11 protein-coding genes are annotated in these 11,938 nt (G+C 67.5%); 4 read left to right on the top strand and 7 right to left on the bottom strand.

The genetic code is table 11. The annotated features are described in order from the left end of the window. Positions 1-48 precede the first annotated feature (48 nt). The gene (ytfE, locus tag K2O51_RS08460; RefSeq protein ID WP_011301170.1) at positions 49-726 is read right to left on the bottom strand and encodes an iron-sulfur cluster repair protein YtfE; all 678 of its coding nucleotides are present in this window, start codon (positions 724-726) and stop codon (positions 49-51) included. A gap of 142 nt (positions 727-868) precedes the next feature. On the opposite strand from ytfE, the gene norR reads away from it, so the two are divergent. Then, positions 869-2,437 (top strand): nitric oxide reductase transcriptional regulator NorR, encoded by a 1,569-nt coding sequence (gene norR / locus K2O51_RS08455; RefSeq protein ID WP_011301171.1) that lies wholly within the window; start codon positions 869-871, stop codon positions 2,435-2,437. A 22-nt stretch (positions 2,438-2,459) separates the two neighbouring features. Here norR and ubiT read toward each other — a convergent pair whose 3' ends face one another. Genes ubiT through ubiU form a run of 3 tightly spaced genes read right to left on the bottom strand, consistent with a single transcriptional unit; the run spans position 2,460 to position 4,883 of the window. Next, the gene (gene ubiT, locus K2O51_RS08450; RefSeq protein ID WP_140949423.1) at positions 2,460-2,912 is read right to left on the bottom strand and encodes a ubiquinone anaerobic biosynthesis accessory factor UbiT; all 453 of its coding nucleotides are present in this window, start codon (positions 2,910-2,912) and stop codon (positions 2,460-2,462) included. Next, positions 2,909-3,823: a U32 family peptidase gene (locus tag K2O51_RS08445; RefSeq protein WP_140949422.1), complete on the bottom strand. Its 915-nt coding sequence runs from the start codon at positions 3,821-3,823 to the stop codon at positions 2,909-2,911. The genes ubiT and K2O51_RS08445 overlap by 4 nt, the downstream gene beginning before the upstream one ends. Positions 3,824-3,854: 31 nt before the next feature. Beyond that, the gene (gene ubiU / locus K2O51_RS08440; protein WP_181184380.1) at positions 3,855-4,883 is read right to left on the bottom strand and encodes a ubiquinone anaerobic biosynthesis protein UbiU; all 1,029 of its coding nucleotides are present in this window, start codon (positions 4,881-4,883) and stop codon (positions 3,855-3,857) included. 257 nt (positions 4,884-5,140) lie between these two features. Between ubiU and K2O51_RS08435 the strand changes: the two genes are divergently transcribed. Then, positions 5,141-6,316: an NAD(P)H-dependent flavin oxidoreductase gene (locus tag K2O51_RS08435; RefSeq protein WP_041680289.1), complete on the top strand. Its 1,176-nt coding sequence runs from the start codon at positions 5,141-5,143 to the stop codon at positions 6,314-6,316. Here the strand turns inward: K2O51_RS08435 and K2O51_RS08430 are convergent. The 3 genes from K2O51_RS08430 to K2O51_RS08420 are packed head-to-tail and all read right to left on the bottom strand — an operon-like array spanning position 6,253 to position 8,783. Next, positions 6,253-7,002: a Crp/Fnr family transcriptional regulator gene (locus K2O51_RS08430; protein WP_166487101.1), complete on the bottom strand. Its 750-nt coding sequence runs from the start codon at positions 7,000-7,002 to the stop codon at positions 6,253-6,255. The two genes, K2O51_RS08435 and K2O51_RS08430, sit on opposite strands and share 64 nt — an antisense overlap. 7 nt (positions 7,003-7,009) lie before the next feature. Next, complete coding sequence (locus K2O51_RS08425) at positions 7,010-8,338, bottom strand: hypothetical protein (RefSeq protein WP_245001791.1); 1,329 nt, start codon at positions 8,336-8,338, stop codon at positions 7,010-7,012. Between the two features lie 19 nt (positions 8,339-8,357). Further along, positions 8,358-8,783 (bottom strand): hemerythrin domain-containing protein, encoded by a 426-nt coding sequence (locus K2O51_RS08420; RefSeq protein ID WP_220630063.1) that lies wholly within the window; start codon positions 8,781-8,783, stop codon positions 8,358-8,360. A 343-nt stretch (positions 8,784-9,126) separates the two neighbouring features. Between K2O51_RS08420 and K2O51_RS08415 the strand changes: the two genes are divergently transcribed. Then, positions 9,127-11,154, top strand: a complete 2,028-nt coding sequence (locus tag K2O51_RS08415) for a type IV pili methyl-accepting chemotaxis transducer N-terminal domain-containing protein (protein WP_220630062.1) — start codon at positions 9,127-9,129, stop codon at positions 11,152-11,154. Further along, entirely contained in the window at positions 11,151-11,804 is a 654-nt protein-coding gene (locus K2O51_RS08410; protein ID WP_011301180.1) for a response regulator, read from the top strand. The genes K2O51_RS08415 and K2O51_RS08410 overlap by 4 nt, the downstream gene beginning before the upstream one ends. Positions 11,805-11,938 lie beyond the last annotated feature (134 nt).

The following is an 11,938-nucleotide window of genomic DNA, read 5'->3' as shown; positions in this document are numbered from 1 at the left end:
ATGAGGCTCGCTTGTTGGTTAGTTTCCTTGGGGATGTGTCCGGAGGACTCAGTCGTTCGCTGCGACCACTGCGGCCGGCTCGAACAGGATGTTGTTTTCCAGATGGATGTGTTCCATCAGGTCTTCACGCAGCGTGCGCAGGCCCAGGTACAGCGCGCGCCAGGTATTGCATGCAGCGCGCGGCAGCGTGATGTCGTTGGTCAGTGCGGCCAGCCGCTGCAGCGCTTCGCCGTGGTCGTCATGCTCCATGCGCATGACCGTGATCGGCGCCGTGGCGGCCGCCTGCAGCCCGCGCGCGAGCATCGGGAACAGGATCTGTTCTTCCTTCTGCATATGCGCTTCCAGTTCGCTGCGCATCGCCACCAGATGGTCGGCCAGCCCGACCGGACAATCCGGCCGGTCGCCATGCACGTGCTCCACGCGGCGGGCGAGGCGGATCAGTTCCGGAAGCTGTTCGCGATGACGCTCGTGGAAACGCGTGAGGATGTGGGCAATCAGTGAGGCCGGCGGCACCGCACCCCAATCGGTCTGCACGGGCTCGCTGTCGCGCTGCAGGGTCTGCAAACGCGATTCGATGGCATCGGCGTCGAGTCCCTTGGCAACCGCGGCATCGCGCAGCGTCTGCTTGCCGCCGCAGCAGAAGTCGAGGTCATAGCCGTGGAAGATGCCGGTGGCACCAGGAATCCGGCGGGCCAGTTGGCCCAGAGGCTGGTCTTGCAAGCGCATCATGTGCTCCTTGTCGAATGTGTCGGAGATCACTACGCGAGTACCGTGCCAGTTTTTATCTGAATAGAATCATTGAGTTATATTTCTAACGGTATAATTCACCCACATATAATCGAGGTGTAATTTACCCGTTAAGGTATTTATGACCCTACTCCACCGTGGTGTCTACCCGGAGCTACTTGCCGACCTGGGAGCCGACCTGCCGCACGCGGTTCGCCTGCAGCGGCTGGTGAGCGCGCTGCGCGCCTGTTTCGGCTGTGGCGCTGTGGCGCTGCTGCGCCTGGAAGAAGAACACTTGCGGCCCGTGGCCGTAGACGGGCTCGTACGAGACGCCCTCGGGCGTAGGTTTTCGGTGGGACTGCACCCGCGACTTGGCGCCATCCTCGCGCGGCGTGGGGTCACGTGCTTTCACCATGACAGCGTGTTGCCCGACCCCTACGACGGCCTCATCGACGAACATGTGGGAGAGCCCCTGCCGGTGCATGACTGCATGGGCATCCGCCTCGAACTCGACGGCCGCGCCTGGGGCGTGCTCACGCTGGACGCGCTGCAGGTCGGCACCTTCGACGAGGCCGCACAGGCGGAGCTGGACGGACTGACGCTGTTGGTCGAGGCCGCCATCCGCACCACGCAACTCGAGGCGGACATCCGCGCGCTGCAGCTCTCTCGCGGCAAGACGCCTGATAACGAGCTGCCGCCGGACGAGGGCGAGATCATCGGCCAGAGCGAGGCCATCACCGGGCTGCTGCATGAACTGGACGTGGTGGCCGATTCGGAACTGCCGGTGCTGCTGCTTGGTGAAACCGGCGTCGGCAAGGAGTTGTTCGCACACAGGCTGCATCGCCTGTCGCGCCGGCGCGACCGCCCGCTGGTCCACGTGAACTGCGCCGCGCTGCCGGAGTCCCTCGCCGAGAGCGAGCTGTTCGGCCATGTCAAAGGCGCGTTCTCGGGCGCCACCGGCGAGCGTCCGGGCCGCTTCGAAGCCGCTGACGGCGGCACACTGTTCCTTGATGAAGTTGGCGAACTGCCGCTGGCTATCCAGGCCAAGCTGCTGCGCACGCTGCAGAACGGGGAGATCCAGCGCCTGGGCTCCGACAAGCCACGCCGCGTCGATGTGCGCGTGATCGCGGCGACCAACCGCAACCTGCGCGAGCATGTACGGGACGGCTCGTTCCGCGCTGACCTGTATCACCGGCTGTCGGTCTATCCGATCCCCATTCCGCCGCTGCGCGAACGCGACAACGACGTGCTGCTGCTGGCCGGCCGCTTTCTCGAACTGAACCGCGCGCGCCTCGGCATGCGCAGCCTGCGCCTGTCACGGAGCGCGCAGGATGCGCTGCGCCGCTACCGCTGGCCCGGCAATGTGCGCGAGCTGGAGCATGTGGTGAGCCGTGCGGCGCTGCGGTCCGTGAGCCGTGGGGCCAACCGGAATGACATCGTGACACTGGAGGCGGATCTGCTGGACCTGGATAGTCTGGCTTCGCCATCGGAGGGACCTGTGGCACCCGTGGCGAGCGCGCCGTCAGCAGTGCATTCGCGAGCCACGCTAGCCGCGGGCGTCACCTTGCGCGATGCCGTAGAGCAGACCCAACGGGATTGCATCGAGCACGCGTTGCGGCTTCACGGGCGGAATTGGGCAAAGGCCGCGCGGGAACTTGGGATCGATGCCAGCAATTTGCATAAGCTGGCAAAGAGGCTGGGGTGTAAGTAAGGGGGTCAGGGTGCCGCTCCCATCAACGCTCGCCTCCACCTGCAAACCCCGCTGCCAACTTCCCGGCGATCGCCCCGAGCCACGCTGGCCGAGGCGCCGCATCCAGCCAATACTTCACCTCCAGCCCCAACGCCGTATCCCCGCCAATCACCAGCCTGCGCTGGAAGAAGAGCGTATCGGTGTCACACTGCCCCGCGAGCAGCCGCAGGTAATCCGGCACGCACGCGCGCAGCGTCAGTTCCGGCACGCCGCTATCTGCGCTGGCCAGGCGAAAGCGTCCCTGCTCGCATCGGAACGGCACGTCAAGTTTGAGGTCCGTCACCGTCAGCAAGAAGGTATGCCCGTCGAGCGCCGCAGGCGGCTCCAGCCATCTGGCACGGCGAGCCAGTTCCAGCGCCGACACCAGCGGCAACGCCCGCGCTCGGCCCGGCAAGCGGCGATGCACGCGGGCCAGCAGCGATTGCAGTGCACTCATGGTCGCGCCTCCCACGCAATGCCGGGGCGCCCGTGCCAGTAGCCGTTGCTCGGCTCGGCGCCGGCAGGCAGCACGCCGCTGGGCGCGGGCGGGCGTGTGCCCGAACGGATTGCCGCAAGCGCAGCCACCGCGTCCAGCGTGCCGGTCGATTGCGGGCTGACGCGCAGCATATCGATACCCACATGTGCCATGGTCAACGCCTGCGCGCACAGATCCAGGCACGTGGCAGACTGCGTCTGGATGCCGTTGAGCGTGAAGAACGCCTGGCCTTCGCCCGTGGCGGCAACGAGACCATCCGGATAGTCGAGACAGCGGAATTCGCACGCGTCCTTGCGCAAGCGATGGTGGCGTGCGGTGAAGCAGCGCGCCGAAAACGCGAGCGGCATGCGGCCCCAGGCGAGCACTTCCAGCGCCACGCCGGCGCAGCGCCCGGCCGATAGTGCAGCCAGCGTGGCGCCGTCCATCTCCACCGGCATCACGCAGCCGCTGGCGCCGAGACTGGCCAGCCACGCCAGCGTATCGGCGTGATAGACGTTGAGATGCGGCCCGCCGACGAACGGACGGCCGCCCATGCAGCGAACGGCACCAATGTCATTGGCCTCTACGAGGAATTCGTCCTGCTCGCAGACACGGCGCATGCAGGCGATATCGGAATCGGACTCGACGAGCACCGGCGTGGACAGGACCACCTCCTTGCCGGCGTCGCGCAGCATCTGCGCGATCTCGATCCAGTGAGCATGGCGCAGTTCGTGGCGGCGCGTGCAGACGGTCTCGCCCAGGTAGACGCGATCGACGGACGATTCCGCGACGTCGGCATAGAACTGCATCACCGTCGCGCGCGGCCAGTAGTACAGCAGAGGGCCCAGCGCAATGCCGAAGCTAGCCGTGCCCGGGGTGGAGGTATTCCGCATCAATGGCTCCGTGATTGGAAGGTTGCCGCGCTCATCGCCACGGCCTGTCATAGGCGCCCTGCGTGACCTGGTCGCCTTCGGCATGGCGGCCCAGCGTGCCTTGCCATTCCTGGCGCGGCGTGAAACGCGCGGGCTCGGCACAGGCCGCGTCGATGGCGGCGCGCAGCACGCCGACCACGTCCGCCACATAGCGCGGGCTGCGCTGGCGGCCTTCGATCTTGATGGCAGCGATGCCGATGTCGATCAGCGCTGGCAACAAAGAGAGTGCGTTGAGGCTCGTGGGCTCTTCCAGCACGTAGCCGCGCTCGCCCTGCACCTCGAAGCGTCCCTTGCACAGCGTGGGATAGCCGGCGGGCTCGCCGGGCGCATAACTGTCGATCAGGATGCCCGACAGGCGCGCATGCATGGTGCCGTCCTGCTCGGTCCAGCGCACCGCATGCGCGGGCGAGCACACGCCCTTGTTGTTGGGCGAGTCACCGGTCGCATATGAGGACAGCAGGCAGCGGCCCTCGGCCATCACGCACAGGCTGCCGAAACCGAAGACTTCGAGTTCCACGCTGGTCTGCCGCGCGAGCTTGCCGATCTGCGCGAGCGACAGCACGCGCGGCAGCACCACGCGCTTGACGTTGAAGCGCTCGCGCATCAGTTCGATCGCGTCGGCATGCGTGGCCGAGCCCTGCACCGACAGGTGCAGCCGCAATTGGGGGTGACGCTCGGACGCATAGGCCATGAGTCCCGCATCGGCCATGATGACCGCGTCGGCGCCCAGATCCGCGGCAGCATCGACCGCGCGGTGCCACTTCGCCACTTCGCCCGTCTGCGGGAACGTGTTGATCGCGAACAGCACCTCGGCATCGCGTGCATGGGCTTCGGCCACGCCGGTGCGGATGTCGGCCTCGGTGAAGTTGAGGCCGCCGAAGTTGCGCGCGTTAGTGGCATCTCGCAAGCCGAGGTACACGGCATCGGCGCCGTGTTCGAGCGCCGCGCGCAGCGCGGTCAGCGAGCCCGCCGGCGCCACCAGTTGCGGGTGGCGCGCCCGCACGGAAGAGGAAATTGTCATGTCACAGGCGCCGCGAGCGCGGCGCGGGAATTCGGCCAGCGCAGATGCTAGCCAGCCACTTGGCGAGCGGACTTGACCGCGCTCAAACCGCGCCATGACGACGTGCGTCATAGACCAGTCGGCCTACGCCATTGGTGCAGTGCCTTCACGCCATTGACCTGCGGCAAACGCCGGGACTGCCCGCTGTGCCACGCTTGGCCGTTCGTGCGCGGTCCGATACCGCGGGCCGCGCGCAGTTCCCAGATAGTGAGACCATCATGACAGAACACTGGCTGAAGCTGGCCGGGCGCCGGCTGCTGCCGATCGTCCAGGGCGGCATGGGCATCGGCATCTCGGCACACCGCCTGGCGGGCACCGTGGCCGCGCACAACGGCGTGGGCACCATTGCCAGCATCGACCTGCGCCACCACCATCCCGACCTGATGGCGCAGACAGGCGGCACGCGCGACAAGGCGCGCATCGAGGCCGCCAACCTCGTGGCGCTGGACCGCGAGATCCGCAGCGCGCGCGACCTCTCCGGCGGGCGCGGCCTCGTTGCCGTCAATGTGATGAAAGCCGTCGGTTCGCACGCGCAACTGGTGCGCCAGGCGTGCGAAAGCGGCGCCGATGCCATCGTCATGGGCGCCGGCCTGCCGCTTGACCTGCCGGAGCTGACCGCGGACTACCCGAAGGTCGCGCTGATCCCGATCCTGTCGGAAGCGCGCGGCATCGGACTGGTGCTGCGCAAGTGGATGAAGAAGGGACGGCTGCCCGATGCGATCGTAGTTGAACATCCCGCCCACGCGGGCGGCCATCTTGGTGCCCCCGCCATCCAGGACCTCGGCGAAGCGCGCTTTTCGTTTGCGCGTGTGCTTGCCGAATGCCGCGAGCTGTTCCAGACGCTGGGGCTCGCGTGGGACAGCATTCCGCTGATCCTGGCGGGCGGCATCAACAGCCATGCGAAGGTGCGCCACTGGCTCGGCGAAGGTGCCGCCGCAGTGCAGCTTGGTACAGCGTTCGCTGTCACCGAGGAATGCGACGCGCATCCGGCCTTCAAGCACGTGCTGGCCACCGCGAGCCCCGAAGACCTGTGCGAGTTCACCAGCGTGGCAGGCTTGCCGGCGCGCGCCGTGCTGACGCCATGGCTATCGCGTTACCTGTCGAGCGAAAGCCGGCTGCAGCGCCGGGCCAAGGCGCGCGACTGCCTGGAAGGATTCGACTGCCTGCATGCGTGCGGGCTGCGCGACGGCGTGGCGCGCATCGGGCAGTTCTGCATCGACCTGAAACTGGCGCAGGCCGTGCGCGGCGATGTGGAACGCGGGCTATTCTTCCGCGGCAAGGGCGCGCTGCCGTTCGGCGAAGCGATCCGCCCTGTGGCGGACCTGCTGCACTACCTGCTGACCGGCGAAAAGCCCGCTGTCGTGCCGATGCCGGCAGCCACCGTCGCGGCATGAGCGACGGCGGGGGCGTCCGCGTGTAACCCCTCAGCGGCCAGGCGCCCCAGCCCTTCGGCATCAAGCACGAAAATCTTCCCGCGTTCGAGCCGTACCAGATTCTCGGCGCTGAAGCGGCTGACCACACGCGAGAGAGTCTCGGGCGTGATGCCAAGCTTGGAGGCGATCACGCGCTGCGTGCAGGCGAGCCACGTGCAGCGGCCGGCATGCGCCTCGTCGCGCAGGAAGCCGGCCACGCGCTGCAAGGCGTTCTGCAGGCTGGTGGCCTCGATATCGCGCATCAGCGCATGGAGCCGGCTCGACAGGTTGCGCAGCAGCCGTGCGGACAACAGCGGGTCTTGCTCCAGCGTGTCCCACAGTGCGGCGCTGTCGATGCAGAGCACCGTCGTGCGCATCATCGCCTGACAATCGGCCGGCTGTAGCGCATCCGCGAACAGCACATCTTCGCCAAACACCGCACCAGGACCGAACACCTCGACCGCACGTTCCAGGCCTTTGACGCTGCATGGCGTGGCCGGCAATGCGAGCTTGACCAGCCCGTCCAGCACGATGATCAGGCCGCTGCAGGCGTCGCCGCGGCGGAACAGGAATTCTCCCTTCGACAGGCGCTGCGTCGTGGCCCCGTTGGCAATCGCGCCAAGCACGCGGGCATCGACGCCGCGGAACAACTGCAGTCTTTCAAGCATCGCGGTCTCAACCATGGTGTGTTTTCCCTGCCTGCGCCGTCCCCACGAACGGCTTCCTCGGCGGCAATCCGCCCTGTGCCCGCATGGCGCGCATGCAACGCAGCGCCTTCAGCAATTGCAGGCCGAGCCACCCATTGGCCAGGGCCAATGCGAGTCCACCCGCACGCGCGAACCATGCCGGCGCCAACGGTAATGCGAGCAGCATCGCGAAGGCGGCAAGCAGCAGCCAGGACTGGTGCCGCTGGGCGTCCGGGTTGATGATGGCCTGCATGGCCGGCACGCGAGCGCGTGGCGGCAGCAGCCTGCGCAGGTGCAGCCAGACCAGGAAGGGAACGATCTTGCCGAGCATCGCTGTCACGGGAAGCACGCCGCCGCCAATCAGCGCGAGCGTGCCGACCCACCAGGACAGCCAGGCGGACGGCGCCTGCGGCAAGGCCGCTGCCAGCAGCGCCGCTGCAAGCATGCTTGCAGCGGCCACCGGCCATAGCAGCCAGACGGGATCATGGCGGCGTCGCGCGCGCAGCATGCCGGCCAGCATGAAAGCGGCCGTCACGGCGGCGAATGCCAGCCAGGCCCAAAACGCCCAGCGCGCGATCTGGCCTTCCGGCTGCACCACGATCAGGACAGTGAATGCCAGCAACGGCAACCAGTGGCCAAGCGGCAGGCAGCGCTGCAGCCAGCACGGCAGGCGCGGAACCTGCCAGAACATCGGCAGCACGGTGGTCGCTATGCCGGTCACCAGCGCGGCCAGCCAGCCGCCAAGGCCCCAGACAACGTGCAATGCCAGCAACGGTGACGGCGACGCACGCCACAGGCCGCCGAACAAGCCCGCCAGCGCCGCGCCGAGCAGTCCGGTCAGCGCCAGCGGCGCGCCGATGCCGGCCAGCGTGCGTGTGGTGGCATCGACCCTTCCCACACGACGGCCGCCCCACAGCAGCAAGCCACCCGCCAGCGGCAACAGCAAGCCCCCTGCCAGCGCGGCGAGGCGGAACGGCACGGTGCCGCCGCCGAGAAAGCCAGCGGCCAGTGCGCCAGCCGCAATGCTGGCAGTCAGCGCCACAAGCGGCGCCACGCGCCCCGATCCCGGCACCGCCACGCCTGCCACCACCGGCATCATCTGGAACAGCGCGCCAAGCATGACCGGCAGCAGCATGCCCAGCGCGAGCACATGCACGGCCGCGAGCGCGAGCGGCGCGAACCTGTCCGGCAGCCCCGCCACTGGGCCGAGCGCCAGCAGCACGCCCGCCGCGGCACCGAGCCACGGTGCCGGCATCAGGCAGCCGAACACCATGCCGGGACGCGGTGCGCGATCGTAGTCGAGACCGATGGCTTTCAAGGTCGCGTTCCTGTCTCGCTCAGACGCCGTTCGCCAGCAAGGTGTCAAGTTCCGGCACATGCGTGCGGCACATCGGGAACAGCACGTTCTCTTCCTTGATGTTGTGCTGCTGCAGCAGCACAACAAGTGTGTCGAGTTCGGCTGCCAGTGCGTTCGCGTCGCGCAGCTGCAGCCATTCGCCTGCGTTGCCCAGCAACTCGCGGACTTCGTCGTGCTCATGCCGCATCACGGCGGTAGGGCCGCTGGCGGAGCCGGCGACCTTTTCGAAGGCCGGAAACAGGCGGTCTTCCTCGGCCGAGAAATTGCCTTGCAGAGCCGCTTCCAGACGCGCGAAGGCGCTCGCGGCCATGTCCCAGTCGGGACCGCGCAGGCAGGCTTCAAGGTCTTCCAGTGCCTGGTCGCAGTCGCGGTGCTGGCGGACCAGGATCTCAATGGCGCTCGACATGGTGGTTCTCCGGGTTCAGACGCGTCGATGCTAGGACTCGTGCTGCCGGCGGGACTTGATCGCGAATAAGTCCTGGCGAGATTCGCGGGCAAGACCTGACCCACGGCGCGGTCTATCGGAAGCACGGGAACGGCCCGTTCGGTTCCATCACGCCGTGATGTTTTCCTCCGATCGCCGGGATGCATTCCGCTCGCCAGGCGGTCGATCGGCTGCAAAGCGCAGAAAACACCACAAACAAGCGCCATCAATCGGCGTTTTATTGATCTGGCGCATGCCCGATAGGGCTCACCACGCGGAGAATCGCCCGTGAGGTTGACCGCCCCCGTCTGCAAACCTTGCTCCCATGCCAGATTCCGACACCGACACCGCGCCTGCCGCGGACAGCAGCCAGTTTCCCGATGCCGCCGGCCTGACGCCACCGCGTCACCGCTTGTCCACGCGCATCATCCTGCTGTCGCTGGCGTCGCTGCTGGTGGTGCTCACCATGATCGCCGGCACGCTGTGGCTGTCCTGGAAGCTCGAAGGCGCGGGCGCCGCCATCAACGATGCCGGCAGCCTGCGGATGCGCGCCAACCGCGTGGCAATCGAGCTGGGACTGGCCAATGCGGGACAGGCCGGTGCCCGCGATGCGCAGATCCAGGCGCTGGACGGCACGCTTGCTCAGCTGCGCAAGGGCAATCCGGTCCGGCCGCTGTTCCTGCCCGATGAACCGGCCATCCATGAACAGCTCGACCGTGTCGCGTATGACTGGCAGCACGAGCTCAGGCCGCTGGCGCAGGCGGGTAGCGGGGTTGCTTATGTGCAGGCGCTGCCCGCCTTCGTGGCAGAGGCCGACCGGCTCGTGATGCTGATCGAGCACGACAGTGCGCGCAAGACCGACCTGCTGCGCCTCTCGCAAGCCGGACTGGCGGCCATTGCCTGCGTGGGCACGGTCGCCGTCATCTATCTGCTATACCTGTGGATCATCCTGCCGGTGCTGCGGCTGCAGGACGGCCTGCGCCGCATGGCCGCGCGCGAGTTCTCGCTGCGGCTGCCGGTGGAAACACGCGACGAGTTCGGCACGCTCAATGCGGGTTTCAACCGCATGGCGGCCGAGTTGCAGGACCTGTACCAGGACCTGGCCGCGCGCGTGGCGAGCAAGACTGCGGAGCTGGAACGCCAGAACCGTGACCTGGAGACGCTCTACGACATGGCCGCGTTCCTCAACCAGGCCCGTGATGCCGAAGCCATGGCGCGCGGCTTCCTGCAACGCGTCATGGGGCAGTTCGATGCCGACGGCGGATCCGTACGCGTCATGGACGCGCAGCACGGCAAGCTGCACCTGCTCGCCTCCGCGGGCCTGCCTGCGGCACTGGCCGAGTCCGGCAATTGCATGGCCGTCGATGCCTGCCACTGTGGCGATGCCACGCGTGAAGGCGTGGTCGCCATCGCCGACCTGCGTAGGACCACACGCCGCCCGCTGCTGCCCCAGCCGTCGCCATGCACGCGCGAAGGTTTCACGGCCATCGCGGCGTTCCGCATCGAAAGCCAGCGTGGCGCCATCGGCACCTTTGCGCTGCATTTCCACGCACCGCGCGAGTTGCCCCCGTCGGACCGGCAGTTGCTCGATACCCTGGCACAGCACCTTGGCATCGCGCTGGAGCACCTGCGCCTGTCCGCCAGCGCGCGGCAGCTCGCCGTCGTCGAAGAGCGCAACCTGGTCGCGCAGGGCCTGCACGACAGCATTGCGCAGGGCCTCAATTTCCTCAACCTGCAGGTGCAGCTTCTCGGCGACGCGGTGGACCGCGACGACCTCGCCGAAGCACGCGAGATCGTGCCGATGCTGCGCCATGGTGTCGAAGAGAGCTACCAGGACGTGCGCGAGCTGCTGAACAACTTCCGCTCGCGCCTGACGCCCGGCGAATTGCGTCCCGCTGTGGAAGAAACCGTCGAGCGGTTCCGGCGGCAGTGCCGCACCGAAGCCACGCTGGTCATCGACGATCACGGCAACCGCTTGCCGCTGCAGCCCGAGCAGCAGCTTCAGGTGCTGTTCATCCTGCAGGAAGCGCTGTCCAATGTGCGCAAGCATGCGATGGCCGCACACGTGACCGTGTCGCTGTGCCATGGCCATGATTTCCGTCTTGTGGTCGAGGACGACGGCGAGGGCTTCGACCCGGCCGAGCTCGGCCGCGACAGCGAGGCCCATGTGGGCCTGAACATCATGCGCGAACGCGCCGCGCGGTTGCACGCGCGCCTTGCCATCGACGCCCGGCCGGGCCGCGGCGTGCGCATCGAACTGGTGCTGCCGCACGGCGACCAGGCCGCCGGGGCCGAACGCCAATCCACCGCGGGGCAAGCGATGCCGCGCCTATTCCAGGAGTCCCTGCCATGACCATCCGCATCCTGCTGATCGACGACCACACGCTGTTCCGCTCGGGCATCCGCGCGCTGCTCCAGCGGCAGGCCGACTTCGAGATCGTCGATGAAGCGGCCGACGGCGTGGAGGGCATCAAGCGCGCCAAGCAGCACCGGCCCGATGTCATCTTGCTGGACCTGAACATGCCGGGCCTGTCAGGGCTGGAAGCGCTGCAGTTGCTGGTCGAAGACCTGCCGGACTCGGCGGTGATCGTGCTGACCGTATCGGAAGAGGCCGAGGAACTGGCCACCGCGCTGCGCCGCGGCGCGCGCGGCTACCTGCTGAAGAATATCGAGACCGAAGCGCTCACGAGCGCCATCCGCCGCGCCGCCGCCGGGGAGCCCGTGATCTCCGAAGCCATGACAGCGAAGCTCGTGCAGCAGTTTCGCGCGCCCGCGCCAGCCCCGGTGCGCCAAGACGACACCGCGAAGCTCACTGCGCGCGAGCGCGAGATCGTGCAGGGGCTGACGCGCGGCGAGAGCAACAAGGAGATCGCACGCGACCTGGGTGTCGCCGAGAGCACCGTGAAGATCCACGTGCAAAATATCCTGAAAAAGCTCAACCTTGCCAGCCGGGTGCAGGTGGCAGTCTATGCCGTGGAACGCGGCCTGACCGAGGCCGGCTGAGCCGCGAGTGCCGGGTCAAGCGCCCGGTCGTCGTCCGATTCCTACAAGGTTTTCAGCCGCGTTCGGGAAGGATGCGGCAACGCCCTCGGCTACGCTGAAACTGCGTGGCGAAGCCGGTTTATGGCCCATTCAAC

It is taken from the genome of Cupriavidus pinatubonensis (assembly GCF_019602855.1).
Lineage (GTDB): Bacteria > Pseudomonadota > Gammaproteobacteria > Burkholderiales > Burkholderiaceae > Cupriavidus > Cupriavidus pinatubonensis.
Note: the sequence above shows the minus strand (reverse complement) of the source record. Positions and strands in the feature narration are given on the sequence as shown.

Excerpts from the sequence above, each read along its gene's own strand:
- K2O51_RS08435 (WP_041680289.1), top strand. The coding sequence starts at position 5,141 with ATGACAGAACACTGGCTGAAGCTGGCCGGGCGCCGGCTGCTGCCGATC.
- ubiU (WP_181184380.1), bottom strand. The coding sequence starts at position 4,883 with ATGACAATTTCCTCTTCCGTGCGGGCGCGCCACCCGCAACTGGTGGCG.
- K2O51_RS08420 (WP_220630063.1), bottom strand. The coding sequence starts at position 8,783 with ATGTCGAGCGCCATTGAGATCCTGGTCCGCCAGCACCGCGACTGCGAC.
- norR (WP_011301171.1), top strand. The coding sequence starts at position 869 with ATGACCCTACTCCACCGTGGTGTCTACCCGGAGCTACTTGCCGACCTG.
- K2O51_RS08445 (WP_140949422.1), bottom strand. The coding sequence starts at position 3,823 with ATGCGGAATACCTCCACCCCGGGCACGGCTAGCTTCGGCATTGCGCTG.
- ytfE (WP_011301170.1), bottom strand. The coding sequence starts at position 726 with ATGCGCTTGCAAGACCAGCCTCTGGGCCAACTGGCCCGCCGGATTCCT.
- ubiT (WP_140949423.1), bottom strand. The coding sequence starts at position 2,912 with ATGAGTGCACTGCAATCGCTGCTGGCCCGCGTGCATCGCCGCTTGCCG.
- K2O51_RS08410 (WP_011301180.1), top strand. The coding sequence starts at position 11,151 with ATGACCATCCGCATCCTGCTGATCGACGACCACACGCTGTTCCGCTCG.
- K2O51_RS08415 (WP_220630062.1), top strand. The coding sequence starts at position 9,127 with ATGCCAGATTCCGACACCGACACCGCGCCTGCCGCGGACAGCAGCCAG.
- K2O51_RS08430 (WP_166487101.1), bottom strand. The coding sequence starts at position 7,002 with ATGCTTGAAAGACTGCAGTTGTTCCGCGGCGTCGATGCCCGCGTGCTT.